The following is a 22,487-nucleotide window of genomic DNA, read 5'->3' as shown; positions in this document are numbered from 1 at the left end:
AATGTGAAATAAAATATTAATTGTTTATCAGGTAGTCTTTTACTTTTTGAACAAAAGGATACATTACCTGATCTTCTTTAAATTTAGGGATGATAGCTCTAACATCATCATATATTTTTTTGGATACAGATGAGATTTGATCTTTTTGTTCTAAGTAATCAATTGCCTGAACGATAGTAATCAATTCAATTGCCAATACTTCAAATGAGTTTTCGATCACTTTTGCAGTAATTACGGCAGCATTTGTTCCCATACTTACAATGTCCTGATTGTCGTTGTTGTTAGGGATACTGTGTACATACATTGGGTTAGACAACATTTGGTTTTCGGCAGTTGTTGAGGTTGCAGTAAACTGAACTCCTTGCATTCCAAAATTAAATCCTAAAGTTCCAAGGTTTACAAATGGAGGAAGGATTTCATTTATTTTAGAATTCAATAAATAATTCAATTGACGTTCTGCAAGCATAGTAAGTTTGGTAACAACAATTTTAAGCTTGTCCATTTCCAATGAAATATAATCTCCGTGGAAATTACCTCCATGATATACATGTTTATTTTTTACATCTATAATAGGATTGTCATTTGCCGAGTTAAATTCGTCTTCCAGAATTGAACCTACATTATTTATAGTTTCCAGGATAGGACCTAAAATTTGTGGCACACATCTTAAAGAGTAATATTCCTGTACTTTTTCTTTAAAAATTTCTTCGGTATTTTCACCTGTATATAAATGGTCTTCTCTTTTACGAATTAATGTACTGTCCGAAAGATTTTGTCTCATTCTTGCAGCTACTTCTCGTTGTCCTTTATGACGTTTCGTTTGGTTTAATTCTTCCGAAAAATGATCGTCATAAGCTTGTACAAGTTCATTGATTGCACATGAAAACTTTAAAGACCAATCTAGTAATTTATTGGCATGGTGTACATTTACAACACCAATTCCTGTCATTACCGATGTTCCGTTTATAAGCGCAAGACCTTCTCTAATTTCTACTTGAATAGGAGTTAAGTTTTCAATTTCGAAAACTTCTTTTGTAGGTCTTCTTTCGCCTTTGTAAAAAACTTCTCCCTCACCAATTAATGTTAAGGCAAGATGAGATAGTTGAACTAAATCTCCACTTGCTCCAACACCTCCATGTTCAAAAATTAATGGTGTGATATCTTTATTTATAAATTCTTTCATTAAATGAATCACTGAAGGATGTACTCCGGAATTCCCTAAAGAAAGTGTATTTAATCGAGCCAGAATTGCTGCTTTTACACAAGCTGCATTTAATGGTTTTCCTGTCCCGGAAGAATGGCTTCTTATTAGATTGTATTGTAACTGAATTCGATCTTCGTCTTTTATGCGGTATTGCGCCATAGGTCCAAAACCTGTATTTACGCCATAAATAACTTTGTTTCCTGAGAATTCTTTCAAGAAATCAAAGCTTTCATTTACTCGATCTAAGACAACTTTACTGATGTCAATTTTACTATTTCCAAAGATTATGGATTCAAATTCTTTTAAACTTAAATATTCCCCAATTGTGTTCATTTAACCCTTTTTGATTATGCTAAATTAATTTTATTTATTAAAATAAATGTAGTTATTTTGATGAGGGCAAATGTAAGTTAATAATTAATAACAATTCGTATATGTTAAAGGAGTTTGTAGATGTTTTAATAATAGGGGCAGGACCATCTGGATGTGTTTCGGCCGCTTATCTTTGTAAGAATAATTGCAAGATAAAGGTTGTTGAGAAAACTAAATTTCCTAGAATTGTTGTTGGTGAGAGTTTGATTCCCCGCGTTATGGATCATTTTGCCGAAGCAGAATTATTTGATAGCCTAAATGCGATGAATTTTGAGAAGAAATTAGGGGCGAGATTTATTCGAGGAAACGAAATTTGTGTATTTGATTTCTCTAATAAATTTTCTGAAGGATGGGATTGGACATGGCAAGTACCCAGAGCCGACTTTGATAATACGATGGCTCAGGAATTAATACGAAAAGGAATTGATTTGGAATTTGAGTCGGAGGTCGTTGAAGTCTCTTTTCAAGGAAGCGATTCGATTACTATTGTAAAAGATATAAATGGAAACTTAAAAGAAATCCATGCCAAATTTATTATTGATTCTAGTGGTTATGGCAGAGTTTTGCCAAGACTTTTGGATCTGGATAAACCTTCGGCATTAGATCCGCATTCTTCTATTTTTACACACGTAAAAGATATTAACAGACCAGATGGTGAAGAAGGAACTTTAATTTCATTTGATGTTCTTGAAACCGAAGTTTGGTTATGGGTAATTCCTTTTTCTAACGGAAATACAAGTTTGGGAGTTGTAGGTCCAACAGATTTTATTAATTCACTTTCTGAAAATAAAAATAATAGCGAGGCATTAAAAAATGCGATTCAGCTTTCGGATTATTATATAAAAAGATTTCAGGGAACCGAATTTTTATTCGAACCTATAAAGTTGGAAAATTATTCTCGCTCGGTTAAAAAAATGTATGGTGATGGTTTTGCACTTACAGGAAACAGTACCGAATTTTTGGATCCTGTTTTTTCATCGGGAGTTGCTTTTGCTACCGAATCGGGAATGCTGGCTGCAAAATTATATTTGAAGCAATCACAAGGAATTTCTGTTGATTGGGAAGTAGAATTTACCGAATATATGAAACGTGGAATTAATGTTTTTACTACTTATGTAAAAGAATGGTATACGGGTAACTTGCAAACATTGTTTTTTCATCAGCCTGAGAATCCAGATGTCAAGCGTAAAATTTGTGCTGTACTTGCAGGATATGTTTGGGACGAAGAAAATCCATTTGTAAAAAAACACGATAATGTAATTAAAAATATGGCTTACCTTTTAAATATGGAAAGCAAGAAAAAAGAAAACCCTAGTGCAAACTAGGGTTTTTGTTTTTTGAATCTTATTTGTATGCTTTTTTCAGAATCATTTTGGCAAGTGATTTTGCTGTTTTAGCATATCCTTCTCCTATTCTTGATTCATTGCTGTAGTTGTTTCCCCATTGATCTCCAGGAGCTTCTTCGCTGGAAATTTCAAGTAGTACATTTGATTTGTTTTTGGTTTCTACAAATTTTAAATTGGTAGATACTTTTGCAGCTTGTTTCATTATTCCTGCATCCCAACCCGGATAAATCCAAACAGTTTCTACAATTAATGTATAAGGAGCATTTGTTAAGCCTTCTTGAAAGTTAACATCTTTGCCATCTTTGGTAAAAATAACATTGGCTAATTCTAGAAACTTAGGATTCCAGATTAATTCTTTGGAAGAGTTCCATTTCTTTTTCCAAATGTCTCCGGTTCCCCTTGTTTTTGTGTTTAAATCTTTGGTTCTTTCCTCAACATATTGTGCTTCTGTCTTTTTTTCTTTCATCATCGTGAATTTGCTATAATCAAATTCAACGTTGATTTCTTTTTGGTCTTTTAGGAATTTAAAATCCCCAGATACTACATTCATATCCTGCGCCGACATTGCGCAAGAGAGGAATAAAAATGCTACTACTAATTTTTTCATGTTGTTTAAGTAAGGTTGGTTAATTAAAAAAGGTGTCCAAAAGTATATAAAAACAAAACACAGATGTACAAAATATTATTATTTATTGTGTTAATTTTTAGTATTGGGTCTCTGTGTTAAAGAATTAGATACAAACAAAAAAGGATACCATCACAGTATCCTTTTTCCAATAATTAAAAAATTATTTATTACCAGAACTTCACATATAAAGATGCAATTACCAATAACGTAATTACGATCAATACAGTTGTTTGTGGTTTTAATTTGAACATTGTAGTGTCTAATTCGAATGCTTTTGGATTTACTTTTGGACCTGCAAAACTTATAAGAACCATTGCAAGAGTCGTAAAGAAGAAAGATAATCCCATACAAATATGGAATGGAATTTCAAATGCTCCTTTTCCGTTTGGATAAGCTGTATATAATAAGGTATCGTTACCAAATAACATTGGAGCATATTCATTAAATAAAACAGATAATACAAATCCTAAAATCACACCTACTATTGCAGCAGTTCCTGTAGTTCTTTTCCAGAACATACCAAGAATAAACATAGCAAAAACTCCTGGGCTTATGAAACCGGTATATTTTTGGATGTATGTAAATCCACCAACTCCACCAATTCCTAAAACGTCATTCCAAGTGAATAGAACTGCTAAAAGCATTGCAGCAAAAACAGCAATTCTACCAATGTTTACTTGTTGTTTTTCTCCAGCTTCTTTTTGGATGTATTTTTTATGAATGTCTAATGTATAAATTGTCGAAATACTATTTACTTTACCAGCCAACGAAGCTACAATCGCCGCAGTTAATGCAGCCACCGATAGTCCTTTTAAACCAGTTGGTAAAAATGTTAATACCGCAGAGTAAGCTCCATCTTTTCCTCCAACAAGTTGAGGTAAATGTCCGTTTTGGTATAAAACATAAGCAGCAATACCAGGTAACATAACAATTACAGGCATTAATAATTTTAAGAAACCGGCAAATAAGATACCTGTACGAGCAGTTTGTAAATCGGCACCCAAAGCTCTTTGCGTAATGTATTGGTTACAACCCCAGTAGTTAAGATTGATGATCCAGATACCTGCAACGTATGATAATAAACCAGGAAACGTTAAATATTTATCGATTTCCAGTTGAGAAGAAGTTGCAGTAGGTTTTGGGATAATCATTTTAAAGTGTTCCGGAGCTTCACGCATCAACACTTTAAAACCTGCAATTGCATTTTCACCTACTCCAAAATATTGACCTACAGTTGTTAAGGCGATATAAGAGGTAACCAGACCACCAATGATTAATACCGCAACCTGAATAACATCTGTATAAGCAACAACTTTCATACCTCCTAAAGAGATTATCAAAGCAAAAAGTGCTAATCCAACCATGATTACATGAAGATATTCTCCTCCTGCTAATCCATTAATAGCAACAGCTCCTAAGTATAAAATAGAGGTAAGATTTACAAAAACATACAAAAACAACCAAAAAACCGCCATGATTAAAGCAGTCGATTCATTATAACGTGTTTTTAAGAATTGTGGCATGGTATAAATCTTGTTTTTAAGATAAACAGGAATAAACCATACAGCAACAATTATCAAGGCAATAGCAGCAATCCATTCGTAAGCGGCAACAGCTATTCCTAAAAAGAAACCTTCACCACTCATTCCGATAAACTGTTCTGCCGAAATATTAGATGCAATTAATGAAGCTCCAATTGCCCACCATGTTAAGTTTCCTTCAGCAAGAAAATAAGCTTTGGCATCTTGTTCGTCTTTTTTTCGTTTGCGGTATACGGTGTAGCCATATGTTGATACTACTATAAAGTAGATAATGAAAATTGCATAATCTGCGAAAGCAAGGTTTTGGTTCATGGGTAATAGTATTTTAAGTAATTAATATAAAATGTTATGGTTATTTTGAGTTTGGTTATTTAAATAGATTGAAATTTATAGACTGTTTTGTGTTGGTATGTATCTTCTTTTTTTAGAATCGAATTGGGAAAATGAGAATGATTTGGAGCATCTGGATAGTTTTGAGTTTCAAAACAAATCCCACTTAGGGAATGATACGCCACGTTTTCTTTTCCTTTGATATCACCGCAATTCCCACCTACAAATACATGAACACTTGGCTGATTGGTATAAACAGTCATGCGTAATCCATTTGTTGGGCTATAAAGAGCAGCAGCAATGTCACTTTCGGTTTCTATTATAAATGAATTATCAATAAGAGTAGGACAGTTTGCAGGAGTTCTAAAATCGAATACATGATTAGTAAGATTCAGTATAGTACCTGTTGGAATATTTTCGGGTGTTGTTTCTAATATCTTATCCGAGTTTACAATCATCTCCTGATCTGCAACACTAGAATCATGCCCGTTAAGGTTAAAATAACTGTGATGTGTTAGGTTTATGATTGTGTCTTTGGTTGTGGTTGCAGTGTATTCCAATTGCAACTCATTGTCTTCAGATAATGTATAAGTAAGGCTTATTGATAAATCTCCGGGATAATTCTCTTCGTTATCAGGACTTAAAAGTGTCATTGTTATTGATGGATTTTCGCCTTCGATAATAGTTTCTACTTCCCATTTTTTTTGAGCAAAACCAATAATTCCACCATGAAGAGAATGATTATTATTGTTTTTGTTTAAATGAAAGGTTTTATCATTTAAAGTAAAAGTTCCATTATTTATTCTGCCGGCATATCTTCCTACAGTAGCGCCAAAGTAAGGTGAACCAGATAGAGAATATGATTTTAAATATTTTTCTAAGCTATCAAATCCCAAAACTACATCTACAAGTTCGCCATTTTCACGAGGAACTTTTAATGCAGTAACAGTTGCACCATAATCGATAATAGTAGCTTGCATGCCATTTTTGTTCGTCAATTTATAAGAATGAATAGCTTTATTGTCTGGCAATATACCAAAGAATTCTGTTGTATTTATGTCTTGAAAATGTGATTTGTGTTTTATTTTCATTATTTTTTTGTGAAAAATGAAATTCAAAAATATACATATTTTAATACGACTCATACCAGTACCTACCAGTTTTTCGTATATTGCGTGAAAATCTATCATTTTATGAATATAATTTCCATTCAAAACAACTTAGGAATTCCTAAATACAAGCAAATTATAGCCTCAATAGAAAAGGCTATTAATGAGAAAAATTTGAAAAAAGGAGATAGATTACCATCTGTAAATAAAGTTTGTTTGGCTTTTTCTTTATCCAGAGATACCGTTTTACAAGCTTATGAAGAATTAAAAAAAAGAGGTATCATTTATGCCATTCCTGGGAAAGGTTATTATGTTAAAAGTGTAGAGATTACAATTAAAGAACGCCTTTTTTTACTCTTTGATGAACTTAACATTTTTAAGGAAGATATTTATATTTCTTTTCTTAGAAATATAGGTGAAGATGTACAAGTCGATATCTTTTTTTATTATTTTAATATTCAGGTTTTCAAGAAATTGATAAAGGATAATAATGGGGCATATACTAAGTATATTATTATGCCAACCGATTTGGCCGAAGCAGCTTCATGCATAAAAACCCTACCAGTCAATGAAGTTTATATACTGGATCAAACTAATGATGCTTTAAAAGAATATCCTTCGGTTTCTCAAAATTTCCCAAAAGATATCTATGATGCTTTAGTAAAAGGAAAACCAAAATTGGATAAGTACAATAAACTTATCATGATTTTTCCCGGGTTTAGGGAACCTACAGGAATGAAAATTGGGTTCTTGAAATTTTGTAATGATTTTTCATTTGATAATGAAATCCTAACCGAATTTAGAGAAAGAGAGATCAAAGTTGGAGAAGTATATATTATTCCAAATGACAGAGATTTGGTTCGGGTTATCGAGAAGTCAAAACTGCAAGACTTGAAACTTGGCGTCGATTTTGGAATCATCTCTTATAACGAAACGCCATTAAAAAAAGTTGTAGAAAACGGAATAACAACCATATCAACAAATTTTGAAGATATGGGTAAAATTATGGCCAAGATGATAGTGTCTGGAAAGAAGCAAAACATAGAGAATAAATCTTCATTGATTATGAGGAATTCGTTATAATCTGAAATTGTTTAAGAGGACCTGTCTGTTATAAATCGTTAGTTTAGGATTTTCTTTTTTTGAGAAAACACATTTCGGAATCAAGTTGTATTTTTGTTTAAATATGACAATATGATTGTTGATTGTTTTGTTGTGTATCAAATTAGTAATTTTTTAGTATAAAAATAGAGAAATATTTTTTTTGTTTTTATGGAATTAATTTATCTATATTTGTAAATGTAAATTTCACACTTATAATTTGTTTCAATTTCGATCCCGAAGTTTTAATGAATTAAATCTATAACTAAACCAGTAGAACGATTAAAAAATGAATAAAAAGATAGATCAATTAGCAGCAGATAATATACGTGCGATAGCTATTTCGATGGTAGAGAAAGCCAAATCCGGACATCCTGGAGGGGCTATGGGAGGTGCAGATTATATGCATATTTTATACACAGAATTCTTAGATTATGATCCAACCGAAATGGACTGGATTTTTAGAGATCGCTTTTTTATGGATGCGGGACATCTATCGGCGTTAATGTATACACAGTATTATTTGTTGGGTAATTATGAAAAAAATGATCTCAAGAATTTTAGACAATGGGGCTCAGTAACTCCCGGACATCCGGAAATTGATGTAAAAAGAGGAATCGAAAATACTTCGGGACCTTTAGGGCAAGGTCATGCAATGGGGGTAGGTGCAGCAATAGCATCAAAATTTCTAGATGCAAGATTTAAAGGTTTGTTCGACCAAAAGATATATGGTTTTATCACAGATGGTGGAATTCAGGAAGAAATTTCGCAAGGAGCAGGAAGAATTGCAGGTCATTTGGGATTGAACAACTTTATTATGTTTTATGATTCCAATGATGTTCAACTATCATCCATGACCGATGAGGTTACTACCGAAAATACAGCAATGAAGTACGAAGCTTGGGGGTGGAAAGTAATTACGATTGATGGACATGATCATGAACAAATACGAAAAGCATTGACTCAGGCACATGCCGAAACTCAAAAACCTACTTTGATTATTGGTAAAACAATTATGGGTAAAGGTAGCGTAACCGCAGATGGATCTATGTATGAAGGACATTGTGAATTACATGGAAAACCAATTGGAGCGACTAAAGCAGATTTTGAAAAAACACTTATAAACTTAGGTGCAAATCCAGAAGATTCTTTTGCAATTTATAATGACGTTGCGGCACATTACAAATCAATTTTAGAGCAAAAGATTGCAAAATCGACGGAGAAAAAGAATGAAATTTCAAAATGGAAAGAGGAGAATTCAGTTTTAGCAGAAAAATTGGAATTGTTTTTCTCAGGTAAATTACCCGACCTCGATTTAAGCAGTGTAATCCAGAAGCCAAATGCAGCGACAAGAGATGCTTCGGCTGCGGTACTAGGATATTTGGCAGAGAATGTAGAGAATATGATTGTTTCTTCGGCAGATTTATCTAATAGTGATAAAACGGATGGGTTTCTTAAAAAGACAACCGTTTTACAGAAAGGGGATTTTAGCGGAGCATTTTTACAAGCTGGTGTTGCCGAACTTACAATGACTGCACTTGCCAACGGAATCGCACTTCATGGAGGAGTAATTCCTGTGGTAGCAACTTTCTTTGTGTTTTCCGATTATATGAAACCAGCAATACGTTTGGCTGCAATTCAGGAATTACCGGTAAAATATATCTGGACACATGATTCTTTTAGAGTTGGAGAAGATGGGCCAACGCATCAGCCAATAGAACAGGAAGCACAAATTCGATTATTGGAAAAAATAAAAAATCACTCGGGAGATCAAAGTCTTTTGGCGCTTAGGCCTGCAGATGCTGTAGAGGCATCAGTTGCATGGGAAATGGCTTTACAAAACAGGAAAACTCCAACGGGATTAATTCTTTCTCGTCAGGATATAAAGGATATTCCAAGCATTGGAACATCAAGATTTAATGATGCATTACAGTCTAAAAAAGGGGGATATTTAGTAAAAAGAGTCGAGAACCCAGATATTACTTTAGTTGCAAATGGATCTGAAGTTGCCACACTTATTGAAGCAGCATTAGAACTTGAAAAAACACAAAAAATTAAAATAAATGTAGCCTCAATTATATCTGAAGGTTTGTTCAGATCACAATCCAAAGCATATCAGGAAAGTATTTTACCAAACGGAAAATTGATTTTCGGACTTACGGCGGGACTTCCTGTTAATCTGGAAAGTTTGGTGGGAAATAACGGAAAAGTATTTGGATTAGAACACTTTGGTTATTCGGCTCCAGCCAATATTTTGGACGAAAAATTCGGATTTACAAGTGAACATGCCTGTAATGAAATTGCCAAATACCTGGAAGAGAATAATTTTAAAATCACAAAATAATAATACGAATATGAAATTTTTTATTGATACAGCAAATTTAAAAGATATTGAAGAAGCCAATGATCTTGGTGTTCTGGATGGTGTAACGACTAACCCGTCGTTAATGGCAAAAGAAGGAATTACAGGAGCTCAAAACATTCTGGATCATTATTTAAAAATTTGCGAACTGGTTGATGGTGATGTTAGTGCTGAGGTTATAGCTACAGATTTTGAAGGGATGATTGCCGAAGGCGAAAAACTGGCAGCATTACATCCTCAAATTGTGGTGAAGATTCCGATGATTAAAGAAGGGGTCAAAGCCATAAAATATTTTTCGAATAAAGGAATTAAAACCAATTGTACATTGGTTTTTTCTGTAGGTCAAGCATTATTAGCTGCAAAAGCAGGAGCAACTTATGTTTCTCCATTTATAGGCAGACTTGATGATGTGTCGACAGACGGAATGGTTTTGATCGAAGACATCAGATTGATTTATGATAATTATGGTTTCGAAACACAGATTTTGGCAGCATCAGTTCGTAATGTAATGCATATTATAAATTGTGCCAAAACAGGATCGGATGTGATCACTGGACCATTAAGTGCAATCGAAGGATTATTAAAACATCCTCTTACAGATATTGGTCTGGCAACTTTTCTAGCCGATTATCAAAAAGGAAATAGTTAATCTGAGCAATCCATTTTAGCAGTATTATTATTTGCCGCTAAAGCAAAAGATATAAAATCGGTTAGTTTTTTATAATGTAGTTTTTTTGACCAAAAAGCCTGGCAGGGATTTGATTTCCCACCAGGCTTTTTATTTATGATTTGCTATTACAAATTCAATACAAAATCGTTCAATAGTTTTTCTTCGTATTTCTCTTTATTAAACGTATATAAATAAGAGCCTTTTCGAGAGGATTGCATATCTTTTTCGTCTAGTTTAATTAAGATCTCCAATGAATTTATTTTGCTGATAAAGTTACGTTTATCTAATTCTTTACTTAAAATAGCTTCGTATAATTCTAAAAGTTGACGCATAGTAAATTTTTCCGGAAGCAATTCAAAACCTATTGGCTTAATCGAAGTCCTGTAGCGTAATCTTCTTATGGCATGCTCTAGCATCTCGTCATGGTCAAAGATTAACTTGGGAGCATCGGCAATACTAAACCATTGCGCGTGATAATTTTTTATAAGTTCTTCATTATGATTTTCAATATTTATGAGCGCATAATAAGAAACGGATATTGTTCTTTCTACAGGATCTCGATCAATTTCGCTATACGCATACAATTGTTCCATGTAAATATCCTGAAATCCTGTATAGGTATTCAGAATTCTAGTGGCAGCATTATCTAGTACTTCATCTCTTTTTAAAAAGCCTCCAATTAAAGACCATTTTCCTTTTTCGGGCTCAAAATCTCTCTTTATCAGAAGTATTTTTAATCCCTCATTATCAAATCCAAAGATGATGCAATCTACTGCTAATAAAACTTTGTCGGCAGCACTATAACTATTTAGCATATACTATATTTTTAGGGTAAATATATGAACTTACTTACAAGTTTCATAATTTATTAATGTATTTTTTACACTTAATTTTTTTAATCTAAATTTTAAATATTAATTCTGGTTTAATTCCTTATATATCTTGTTTTTATATATTATTTTCTTTCAAAAACAAGATTTATCCGTGAGCCATTTTTTGTAAAATAAGAACCCATTTTAGTTGATAATTATTTTCATTTCAAACGTTTTCGCCAATTAATTAACTTTTAATTGGCTTTTTTTATCTTTTTTAAATGTATGAAACACACTTAAAGTAAGAAATTAATTGTAAAAAGACCTGTTTTAATCTACTAATGTTATGCAAAAGTAAAATATTTTCGGTTCTATCACCTTATTTTTACGAAATCGTTTTTTTATGAAAAATTCTGTTTTTTATTTAAAAGTATGTCTATTACACAATTATATGATTCAAAAGCATCTTTTTTTGAAAATAACAATAATTTTTAAATGTCGTTTTTACACTTAAAATGCAAGATGTATTTTTTTTCACGCCTTTTTTTATCATATTTATTTGTTTTTGAGGTTTTTTTTTAGTTAAATTTACAAATGTAAAATTAACACTTATAATTATACATTAATTAACTTAACTTAAACCAATATGATAACAAAACAACAATTATTTATTTATTGCAATTATTTGTTGCCAAAAAAAGAGTGGCTTTTAGCGATAGTAGTCTTATTATTTTCATCTTATACACTGTCTGCTCAACAAGCCAAAGAGATTAGCGGAGTTGTTACTTCGGCTCAGGATAAATTACCATTACCGGGTGTAAATATTATTATAAACGGGACCAAAACAGTTGCGGTAACAGGATTTGATGGTCAGTATACAATTAAAGCTTCTCCAAATGATGTATTAGTTTTTTCCTTTATAGGTTTTCAAAACCAAGAGATAGCTGTAGGTAATCAACCTAAAGTAAATGCAGTTCTAAGTGAAGACACCAATAAACTAAATGAGGTAGTTGTTGTAGGATATGGTACCCAAAAGAAAGCCGATCTTACAGGGTCTGTGAGTGTAGTAAATATGGAGTCGGCAAAAAAAACGGTAACATATGATGCGGCAAAAATGCTTCAGGGACAAGTTCCGGGAGTATCGGTACAATCTTCGGGAGAGCCGGGAGGTTTTGTAAATATTAAGATTAGAGGGATTAATTCATTCAGTAACAACAATCCACTTTTTGTAATAGATGGAATGATAGTAGATTCTCCATATGACTTTGCACCAGGAGATATAGAATCAATGCAAGTTTTAAAAGATGCATCTTCGGCAGCAATTTATGGTGTTCGTGGAGCAAACGGAGTTGTTATTATTACTACAAAAAAAGGGAAATCAGGAAAATTAGATATTAAATTTAAATCAATTGTAGGGCTACAAACTGTAGCTAGAAAATGGGATGTAACCGATAGAGTAGGGTATCAAAATATTACGAGTGCAGCCGAGAGAAATGCAGGATTAAGTGTAGTACCTGGAAATGATCCTAATAGCCCTTCTTATATCAATAATATTGATACCAATTGGCAAGATGAAGCTTTTGGGACTGGAGTTGTACAAAATCAATCATTGAATTTTAATGGTGGTGCCGAAAACTTAGGATACAATTTAAATGTTGATTATTTTAAAAACACAAGCTACATAAAATCTCCACAGGATTATGAGAGATTATCAACAAATTTAAATTTGAATGGAAAAAAAGGGAAATTTAAATATGGTGCAAAAATTGCTTTCACACAATCGGATAAAGAAAATTTCAATGAGTATAATGTAGGGCAAACACCAATAAGTGATTTGCTTGGAGCTATACCAACAATGCCGGTATATGATGCCAATAGACTTGGGGGTTATGGTGGAACAGATAATTTAACACAAAGAGCAATATCTCTAAATGTTATTGGATATAATAATTTGATAACCAATAGAGGAAAAAGAGATCGTTTTATAGGTGATATCTGGGGAGAATATGAAATTGTAAAAGGATTAAAATATAAAATTGATGCCAGTTTTGACAGAACAGATTGGCAAAACAGAAAATTTTTGCCTCCAAGTGATCTAGGTTGGTATTATGTTACAACCAATGCAAAGTCGACACTAGATGTGGGTACAGGTAATGAGTCAAGAACGTTTTTGAATAATTTATTGACTTATGAAGCTACCCTTGGGAAACATAAATTTGATGTTTTGGGCGGATGGATTCAGGAAAGAAGAGATAATTACAACCACTGGTCAAGAGGTGTAGGATATAAACCGGGTGAAATTAGCCAGCTTCAATATGCTGATGCAATTAGTGCAGGAGAATCTAAATTTACAATTACGGGGATATCATACATAAGCAGATTAAATTATTCTTATGATGATCGTTATTTAATTCAGGCAAATTTTAGACAAGACAGAACGTCTCTTTTTAGTGAAATATATAATAAAGGTAATTTTTATTCTTTTTCTGGGGGTTGGAAAATTAGCAATGAAAAATTTATACAGCTACCAGAATGGGTGAGTAATGTAAAACTAAGGGGAGGTTATGGTATATTAGGAAACAATACTATTCCAGCTTATTTTTTTGCTACAACAACAAATGGTTTTGCAGGGTATGATTTTAATAATGAGTTGGCTCCAGGTACAACAGTAGTAAGCTCATTGGACCCTAATGTACACTGGGAAACAACAAAAACTACAAACATAGCGCTTGAACTGGGATTCTTTAAAAACGACCTGCAATTTACTGCAGAGTATTTTATCAAAAAATCCGAAGATTTATTAATTGGTGTTCCATTGCCATATTCTACAGGAGCATTCCCATCTAATGTTACAACAAATGCAGGGGCAATGAAAAATTCCGGATTAGAGTTTACAGCTACTTATAATAACAATCACCATGCATTTAAGTACAGTATTTCTGCCAATTTAGGTACTTTAAAAAATGAAATTACACAAATAGGAATTGATGGTAATCCTATTACTGGTGCAGCAGCAAGAACGCAAGTTGGTAGATCTGCAGGAGAGATTTATGCTTGGGAAGTTGCAGGAATATTCCAAAGTGCTGCAGATGTAGCTTCTTCGCCTACGCAAACCAATGCAGCTCCTGGGGATATCAAATTTAGAGATGTAAACGGTGATGGAGTAATCAATGATCTTGACAGAACTTTTCAAGGGGTTACAATTCCTAAATATGGTTATGGAATGACGCTTACTGCTTCTTATAAAAACTGGGATATTTCAATGTTCTGGCAAGGGAGTGGTGGAAACAAAATTTTTAATGGAATTTACCGCAATTTAATGGCAGGGCAATATGGGAATCATAGTACAGATGAACTTAATTATTGGACTCCTACTAATACAAACACAGATGTACCTCGCCCAATTATAGGTGATCCTAATGGGAATGCCAGAGAGTCTAATAGATTTATTGAAAGTGGTGATTACGTTAAGTTACAAACAATGGAGATAGGATTTAATATTCCGGTTAAGAATGATGTTATTAAAAAAGCGAGAGTTTTTGTAAATGGACAAAACTTATTAATCATTAGTAAATACAGAGGTTATGATCCAGATTTTAATAGTGACGGATTGCTATCAAGAGGATATGACGGTGGTTCATTTCCAAACCCAAGAACCATTTCTGTAGGAGTTGAAGTGAATTTTTAACATTAGCCAAACCAATTAAAACGAATCAAAATGAAATATAAGATATTTAGTTATTTAACAGTTTTCCTCTCACTAGCAACTGTAATGACAAGTTGTGTAGACAATGAGGATTTAATTCAGGTTGACCCAAATAATGAATCTGTACAAACATTCTGGAAAACAGACCAGCATGCTATCGAAGGAATTAATGCTGCTTATGGTAGTTTATTAACAGATGGTACTTACATGAGAAGTACACCATTAATGCTGGATGCAAAAGCAGATGATACAAGAAGTAATAGCCCTTGGGGATCTATGTATAATTTAGGACGCTTTAATTCTAATGTTTCAGATCCCTCTATTTATGGATGGGGATATGAAACGTATTATCAGGGAATTTATCGTTGTAATCAGGTTTTAACCAATGTACCAAACATTGAGATGGATGCAACTTTAAAAAACAGAGTTCTTGGACAAGCTTATTTTTTAAGAGGATTGTATTTGTTTCATGCAGTAAACTTATTTAAAAATGTACCAATACCACTAGATGTAGAAATATTTCATCCACAAAAATCACAGGCAGAGGGTTGGGAGCAAGTTATTGCCGATTTTAAAGCAGCAGCAGAGTTATTACCAGCATCATATGATAATGTTTCAGGATTGGATGCAGGCCAGAAAGGACGTGCTACAAAAGGAGCAGCTTTAGGATATTTAGGAAAAGCATATTTGTTTACCAAAGATTTTGAAAATGCAAAACTTACTTTTAAGAAAGTGATCGATTTAGGAGTGTACTCTTTGGTATCCAATTACCGTGATAATTTTACAGATACTAATGAAAACAATTCAGAATCAGTTTTTGAAGTGCAATTTAGTAGAGAAGCAGGAGGTGTTGATTTAGGTTGGGGAGGTATTCCTGCTTCAGGTTGGGGTAAGACATCGGCAAGAGCTATTACCTATGCGCCAAGAGATTTTGGATGGACAGATGCACAACCAACTTGGGTATTGTTCAATGAATTTCATGATGAATTAACAATCGATGGACAATTAGATCCTCGTTTAGATGCTACTATATTTTATAACAAACCAGGCGGAATGAAATTATACGGTCAGGATTTTGCAACTTTTTATGCAAAAAGCCCTAGCGACTTAAACGACATATTCTGTAGAAAATATCAAAACTCAGATGGTAATTATGCAAACGAAATGGATTGGCGTTCTGGGATCAACGAGCGTTTGTTACGATATGCCGACATCTTGATGATGTATGCCGAATGTTTAAACGAAACAGGAGATACGCAGGGAGCATATACTTATATTCAAATAGTAAGAGATCGTGTGGGTTTACCAAATTTAGCTACAGCTAAACCAGGTTTAGGTCAAGCTGGGATGAGAGAACAAATTGGGCATGAAAGATTTCTGGAATTCCCACTTGAAGGACACCGTTTTGATGATATTCGTCGTTGGGGATGGTTACAGGATAATGCAAAATTAAAATGGTTACAAGCAAGAGACGCCGAGTTTAATTCGTATGTAAATGGTAGAGAATACTACCCAATACCACAATTAGAAAAGGACAACAATCCAGGAACCGTTCAAAACGACAGTTATTAATATTTTTTTTGAATTAGTTAGACTTCATACTATCATATGGCAGGCTGCAAAATTTGCCATGTGATAGTATATCTTAAAAGAGGAAGTGAAATAGCAGAGGAGGTTAAATTATTTATTATAAACAATAACTAAAATTATATAACAATGAAAACAATTACAAGTTTGGTTTTATTAGCAGTATTATTAGGAAGTTGCCAAAATGAAGATACCCTAATTCCTTCAAATGGAGAAACGAATACTGCAACCCAGAATTCACAGATTAAAAATTTAACAGCCAAAACTGTTTCAGGAAACGTCCCCTCGCATGATCCAAGTACGATTGTAAAAAGCGGAGTAAATTATTATGTCTTTACAACAGGAGATAATATCCCAATGACCTACTCAACAAATTTAACAAGTTGGACTTGGGGAACATCAGTGTTTAGTTCCACACCAAGCTGGATTACAGGATATGTACCCGGTTTTGTAAAAACATTTTGGGCGCCAGATGTAGCTTGGTTCAACAACCGCTGGAACATGTATTATTCCTGCTCTACTTTTGGTTCAGCCACATCAGCAATTGGATTGGTAACTGCACCTTCAATTTCACAAAGTGCAGGAACAACATGGACAGATAGAGGTGTTGTTGTTTCATCCTCTTCATCTTCGGATGTAAATGCAATCGATCCTTCTATTTTAGTAGATGGCAGTAATGTCTATATGGCCTATGGTTCCTGGCATGCAGGAATTGGGGTTGTACAAATTAATGTCTCAACAGGTAAACCTACAGGAACAAGAACCATTGTGGCAGGCGGAAGTAGTGCTTCGTGGGAAGCGCCATGCTTAATAAAAGAAGGAAGTTATTACTATATGTTCGTAAACCGAGGTTCATGCTGCAATGGTGTAAATAGCACCTATTATATTGTAGTAGGACGTTCTACAAGTGTGTTTGGTCCCTTTGTAGATAAAAATGGAGTAGCCTTAACAAGTGGCGGTGGAACAACAGTTCTGGCGACACAAGGGAATTATATAGGACCAGGACATTTGTCAAGAATTGTAGGAACCCAAACAGGATCAGTACATTATTATGATGGAGCCGATAGCGGAAATCCAAAACTCGAAATTGTTTATTTTACATGGTCATCTGGATGGCCAACGCTTTCTTATTAAAAATTAATATCTGGAGGGAAGTTTTTATAAAAAGCTTTCCTCTTTATAACATTATAAATAACATGAAAAAATCGCTTTTAATTTTATTTGTTTTTACATTTTGTAATCAAATTACTTTCGCTCAAAAAGAAACTACAGTATTATCTATAAAAAATACTGCGGATGCTCCAACAATTAATAAAAATATCTACGGCCATTTTGCAGAACATTTAGGACGTTCAATTTATGGAGGTTTTTTTGTGGGAGATACATCCAAAATACCAAATACAAAAGGAGTTAGAAATGATATTGTTAAGGCATTAAAAGATTTGAAAATTCCAAATTTAAGATGGCCGGGAGGTTGTTTTGCCGATACATATCATTGGAAAGATGGGATAGGACCTCAAGAACAAAGACCAACAATTGTAAATAAATGGTGGGGTGGTGTAACCGAAGATAATAGTTTTGGAACACATGATTTCCTTAATATGTGTGAATTACTTGGAGCCGAACCTTATTTGTCTGGAAACGTAGGTAGTGGAACTGTTCAGGAATTGTCCGATTGGGTACAATACACCAATTTTAGCGGTAAAAGTCCGATGAGTGATTTACGCAAAAAAAATGGCAGAACGGAACCTTGGAAAGTAAAATACTGGGGAATTGGAAATGAAGCTTGGGGATGTGGTGGAAATATGACTGCAGAATATTATGCTAATGAATACCGCAAATACGCAACCTTCATGTCCGATTGGGAAAATACAGGTGGAATTACCCGTATTGCATCTGGATCAAATAGTGCCGATTATAATTGGACAGAGGTATTAATGAAAAACATTCCGCTAAATATGTTAGGAGGAGTTGGTGTTCATCATTATGCGGTAATAGATTGGGACAAAAAAGGCGATGGTGTAAATTATACAGAAGATGGCTATTTTCATACTATGAAATCAGCTTTGATAATGGAAGAATTGGTTACCAAACATTCGGCTATTATGGATAAGTACGATCCGGAAAAAAAAGTAGCAATGATTGTTGATGAGTGGGGAGCTTGGTATGAGGTAGAAAAAGGAACAAATCCTGGATTTTTATACCAACAAAACACAATGAGAGATGCAGTTCTAGCCGGAGCAACACTTAATATCTTTAATAACCACGCCGATAGAGTTCGTATGGCAAACTTAGCACAATGTGTAAATGTTTTGCAAGCAGTTATCCTTACCGATAAAGCCAAAATGATTTTAACGCCTACGTATCATGTAATGCAATTGTATAGTGTACATCAAGATGCAAAATTATTGCCAATAAGTTTTAATTCGCCACTATATACTTTTAATGGAGAATCACTTCCTGCAGTATCAGCTTCGGCATCTAAAGATAAAAACGGATTGGTTCATATCTCCTTAGTAAATGTTGATGCAAAGAATAAAAATAAAGTAGAGATTGATGTGAATGACCTTGGCGTTAAAAACTTCACAGGGAAAATTATTACATCAAATAAATTACAAGATTACAATTCATTCGATGCTCCAAACAAAATTGTTCCTATAGTTTTTAAAGGCTTCGAAAATAAAAAAGGAAAACTAGAAATCACCATTCCTCCTTTCTCAGTAGTTGTTTTAGAGGGGAAATAAAAATCTAAAAGATGAAGAAATCAAATTCCATTATAAAAATAATATCCCATTTAGGATTGTTCTTATTTGTACTAATTATCACAAGTTGTTCAAAGGATGATCCGGCAGTTAGTGGAGGACCAGATCCTGTAGTGGCTCCAGTTGTTGTGGTCCCAAATGCTTTTCCGGGACCAACATATGCAGATAATTATACATCTCTAGCTTCTTGGGGCAGTCGTGCACAATGGAATTTGGCCAATGTACACGATCCTACAGTTGAGAAATGTGGCGAATATTATTATATGTATCAAACAGATGCTTCTTATGGAAATGCTACAGAAGGACATGGGCATTTCTTTTACAGAAGATCAAAAGATTTAATCAATTGGGAATTTATGGGATCATCAATGACCGAAGCTCCTGCTTGGGTAAAAGATTCTTTAAATAATAAAAGAGCCAGAATGTCGCCGGCACTACCAGCCATTACAAATCCTAATTATGGATATTGGGCGCCTTGTGTTCGTAAAGTAGGTAATATTTACAGGATGTATTACAGCATCGTGGTCACCAACCCAATTGTTGGAACAGATACGAATACTTCCTGGACAGAACGTGCTTTTATTGGTCTAGCCGAAACAGATGATTTGGCTTCAAATAATTGGACAGACAAAGGAATGGTAGTTTGCTCCGAACCAGACGGCGTAAAAAGTTATGTAAGAAACGGGGGAAATGATTGGGATGCCTATTTCAAATTCAATGCTATTGATCCTAGTTTTATTCAAACTCCAGAAGGCGACCAATATTTAATTTACGGATCATGGCATTCTGGAATTGCAGCTTTAAAACTGAATCCAGTAACGGGAAAACCAGATAAATTAAAAACAATTGGAGATTATGGAGTTCGTATTGCAGGACGCGGAAATGTAAATTCAAACCGATGGCAAGCACTTGAAGGCCCGGAAATTATTTATAACCCAGATACCCAATTTTACTATTTATTCTTGGCTTATGATGAATTATCGGTTGCGTACAATACAAGAGTTGCTCGATCAAAAAGTATTACAGGACCTTATGTAACGATTTCAGGAAGTAGTATAACCAATGGAGCCGAATGTTTCCCGATGTTAACACATCCATATTCATTTAAGAACCATACAGGCTGGGTTGGAATATCTCATTGTGGTATCTTCCAGAACCCGGAAACCAAAAAATGGTATTATGCATCGCAAGCACGTTTACCAGAAGGAGTCTCTGGAATTGCTGTTTCAAATGCAGTTATGATGGGACATGTTCGAGGTATAGAATGGACAGAAGATGGTTGGCCGGTAGTAGAGTCAGAACGTTACGCAGGCGTTCCGACAACAACAATTTCCGAAGCCAGTTTTATAGGAACCTGGGAGCAAATCACGATGAATTATCAGTACAAGACGATTCAAAAATCAGTTACACTTTATTTAACTGCAGATAAAAAAGTAAGCGGAGATGCTAATGGAACTTGGTCGTACGACAGTACCAAAAAAATCCTGACCGTAAACGGAGTTAAATGTAACGTAACCGATGCCTGGGATTGGGAATTAGCCACCAGAAAAGTAACTCTAAGTTATTCAGGATTAACGTCAGGCGGATTACCGGTATGGGGTAAAAAGATCAATTAGAAATTCCAAACATTAAATAATGGCCACAGATTTCAATAAAGTAATTTAGAGTCAATATAAGCTCCAGCGGAGCATAATATTTATAGCCAATATAATGTGTTCTTTCTATTAGCTCCAGCGGAGCGATATGTAATTTTTTTCTTTATGATTTATAATATGTCACCCCCAATGGGGGTTCTTATGAAAAAACAAATAAAATTACTATAAATATGCCGTCCCGTTGGAACTTATTTTATCATGACTTAAAAAGAGTTAGATAGAATTAAAGAATAAAAAAAATCTGCTTGATCTGCTTGAAAAAATATTTAACGCATAGCAATTAGGTTTTTAAAATGTTACCAAAACAAATCATAATGAAAAATATAATTACAAGCCTGTCACTTTTAGTTTTGCTTGTCTTCTGTCAAACAGTTCAAAGCCAAATTGATCCCACAAAATTAAATAACCCAATCATCAAAGACCAATACACAGGAGATCCGGCTGCGTTGGTTTATAAAGATAAAGTGTATTTATATGCCGGTCATGACGAAGCACCAAACGATTTTAATTTTTATAAAATGAACGAATGGGTCGTGTATTCGTCTTCAGATATGAAAAAATGGGAATCACATCCAGTGCCCTTAAAAGTAACCGATTTTGCATGGGCAAAAGGAGATGCCTGGGCCTCACAAGTCATTGAAAGAAATGGAAAGTTTTATTGGTATGTAACAGTAGAACATGGTTTGGTACCAGGAAAATCGATTGGAATCGCAGTTTCAGATAGTCCAACTGGACCTTTTAAAGATGCTTTAGGAAAAGCCCTGATCACAAATGATATGACAAAATTTACCGATATAAGTTGGGACGATATCGATCCAACGGTTTATATCGATACTGATGGACAAGGCTATTTGTTTTGGGGAAATACGGCTTGTCATTATGCAAAATTAAAAGAGAACATGGTTGAATTAGACGGTCCAATTCATCATATCGATTTACCCCATTTTACCGAAGCACCGTGGATTCACAAACACAAAAACTGGTATTATTTATCATACGCTTATGAGTTTCCTGAAAAAATTGCCTATGCTATGAGCAAGACCATTACAGGTCCATGGGAATTTAAAGGAATCCTGAATGAATTGGCAGGAAACAGTAATACCAATCATCAATCGATAATAGATTTTAAGGGACAATCGTATTTTATTTATCATAACGGAGCGTCAATTCCACACGGAGGAAGTTTTAGAAGATCAGTTTGTGTAGATAAATTATATTATAACAAAGATGGAACAATGAAACGTGTTGTAATGACGTCTGAAGGAATACAGTAATAAGTGTTCAGTTCTCAGTTTTTAGTAT

At 34.0% G+C, this 22,487-nt stretch carries 15 protein-coding genes; 10 read left to right on the top strand and 5 right to left on the bottom strand.

What is annotated here, in order from left to right; translation table 11 throughout:
- Window positions 1-16 precede the first annotated feature (16 nt).
- Window positions 17-1,537 carry an HAL/PAL/TAL family ammonia-lyase gene (locus OIU83_RS18195; protein WP_264207686.1) on the bottom strand — a complete coding sequence of 507 codons (1,521 nt, stop codon included), beginning with the start codon at window positions 1,535-1,537 and terminating at the stop codon, window positions 17-19.
- A gap of 101 nt (window positions 1,538-1,638) precedes the next feature.
- On the opposite strand from OIU83_RS18195, the gene OIU83_RS18190 reads away from it, so the two are divergent.
- Window positions 1,639-2,901, top strand: a complete 1,263-nt coding sequence (locus OIU83_RS18190) for an NAD(P)/FAD-dependent oxidoreductase (RefSeq protein ID WP_264207685.1) — start codon at window positions 1,639-1,641, stop codon at window positions 2,899-2,901.
- A gap of 19 nt (window positions 2,902-2,920) precedes the next feature.
- Here OIU83_RS18190 and OIU83_RS18185 read toward each other — a convergent pair whose 3' ends face one another.
- From OIU83_RS18185 to OIU83_RS18175, 3 genes are all read right to left on the bottom strand, one after another.
- Window positions 2,921-3,529: a hypothetical protein gene (locus OIU83_RS18185; RefSeq protein WP_264207684.1), complete on the bottom strand. Its 609-nt coding sequence runs from the start codon at window positions 3,527-3,529 to the stop codon at window positions 2,921-2,923.
- Window positions 3,530-3,717: 188 nt separating this feature from the next.
- Window positions 3,718-5,403 (bottom strand): sodium/sugar symporter, encoded by a 1,686-nt coding sequence (locus tag OIU83_RS18180; RefSeq protein WP_264207683.1) that lies wholly within the window; start codon window positions 5,401-5,403, stop codon window positions 3,718-3,720.
- A 59-nt stretch (window positions 5,404-5,462) separates the two neighbouring features.
- Window positions 5,463-6,512, bottom strand: coding sequence for an aldose epimerase family protein (locus tag OIU83_RS18175; RefSeq protein WP_264207682.1), 1,050 nt, complete (start codon window positions 6,510-6,512; stop codon window positions 5,463-5,465).
- 102 nt (window positions 6,513-6,614) lie between these two features.
- Here OIU83_RS18175 and OIU83_RS18170 point away from each other — a divergent pair, with 102 nt between their 5' ends.
- The 3 genes from OIU83_RS18170 to fsa all read left to right on the top strand — a co-directional run bounded on the left by OIU83_RS18170 (window position 6,615) and on the right by fsa (window position 10,642).
- Window positions 6,615-7,613 carry a GntR family transcriptional regulator gene (locus tag OIU83_RS18170; RefSeq protein WP_264207681.1) on the top strand — a complete coding sequence of 333 codons (999 nt, stop codon included), beginning with the start codon at window positions 6,615-6,617 and terminating at the stop codon, window positions 7,611-7,613.
- Between the two features lie 307 nt (window positions 7,614-7,920).
- Window positions 7,921-9,975 carry a transketolase family protein gene (locus tag OIU83_RS18165; RefSeq protein ID WP_264207680.1) on the top strand — a complete coding sequence of 685 codons (2,055 nt, stop codon included), beginning with the start codon at window positions 7,921-7,923 and terminating at the stop codon, window positions 9,973-9,975.
- Between the two features lie 10 nt (window positions 9,976-9,985).
- Complete coding sequence (gene fsa / locus OIU83_RS18160) at window positions 9,986-10,642, top strand: fructose-6-phosphate aldolase (RefSeq protein WP_264207679.1); 657 nt, start codon at window positions 9,986-9,988, stop codon at window positions 10,640-10,642.
- 146 nt (window positions 10,643-10,788) lie between these two features.
- On the opposite strand, the gene OIU83_RS18155 is transcribed toward fsa, so the two are convergent.
- Complete coding sequence (locus OIU83_RS18155; protein WP_264207678.1) at window positions 10,789-11,478, bottom strand: NUDIX hydrolase; 690 nt, start codon at window positions 11,476-11,478, stop codon at window positions 10,789-10,791.
- A gap of 643 nt (window positions 11,479-12,121) precedes the next feature.
- On the opposite strand from OIU83_RS18155, the gene OIU83_RS18150 reads away from it, so the two are divergent.
- From OIU83_RS18150 to OIU83_RS18125, 6 genes are all read left to right on the top strand, one after another.
- Window positions 12,122-15,163, top strand: a complete 3,042-nt coding sequence (locus OIU83_RS18150; RefSeq protein WP_264207677.1) for a SusC/RagA family TonB-linked outer membrane protein — start codon at window positions 12,122-12,124, stop codon at window positions 15,161-15,163.
- Window positions 15,164-15,193: 30 nt separating this feature from the next.
- Window positions 15,194-16,753: a RagB/SusD family nutrient uptake outer membrane protein gene (locus OIU83_RS18145; protein ID WP_264207676.1), complete on the top strand. Its 1,560-nt coding sequence runs from the start codon at window positions 15,194-15,196 to the stop codon at window positions 16,751-16,753.
- A gap of 144 nt (window positions 16,754-16,897) precedes the next feature.
- On the top strand, window positions 16,898-17,902 hold the full coding sequence (locus tag OIU83_RS18140) for an arabinan endo-1,5-alpha-L-arabinosidase (RefSeq protein ID WP_264207675.1): 1,005 nt from the start codon (window positions 16,898-16,900) through the stop codon (window positions 17,900-17,902).
- Between the two features lie 62 nt (window positions 17,903-17,964).
- Window positions 17,965-19,512, top strand: a complete 1,548-nt coding sequence (locus OIU83_RS18135; RefSeq protein WP_264207674.1) for an alpha-N-arabinofuranosidase — start codon at window positions 17,965-17,967, stop codon at window positions 19,510-19,512.
- 11 nt (window positions 19,513-19,523) lie between these two features.
- Window positions 19,524-21,146, top strand: coding sequence for an arabinan endo-1,5-alpha-L-arabinosidase (locus OIU83_RS18130; protein ID WP_264207673.1), 1,623 nt, complete (start codon window positions 19,524-19,526; stop codon window positions 21,144-21,146).
- A 353-nt stretch (window positions 21,147-21,499) separates the two neighbouring features.
- Entirely contained in the window at window positions 21,500-22,459 is a 960-nt protein-coding gene (locus tag OIU83_RS18125; RefSeq protein ID WP_264207672.1) for a glycoside hydrolase family 43 protein, read from the top strand.
- Window positions 22,460-22,487: the final 28 nt, after the last annotated feature.

Origin of the sequence: Flavobacterium shii (assembly GCF_025847235.1) — a bacterium.
Lineage (GTDB): Bacteria > Bacteroidota > Bacteroidia > Flavobacteriales > Flavobacteriaceae > Flavobacterium > Flavobacterium shii.
Note: the sequence above shows the minus strand (reverse complement) of the source record. Positions and strands in the feature narration are given on the sequence as shown.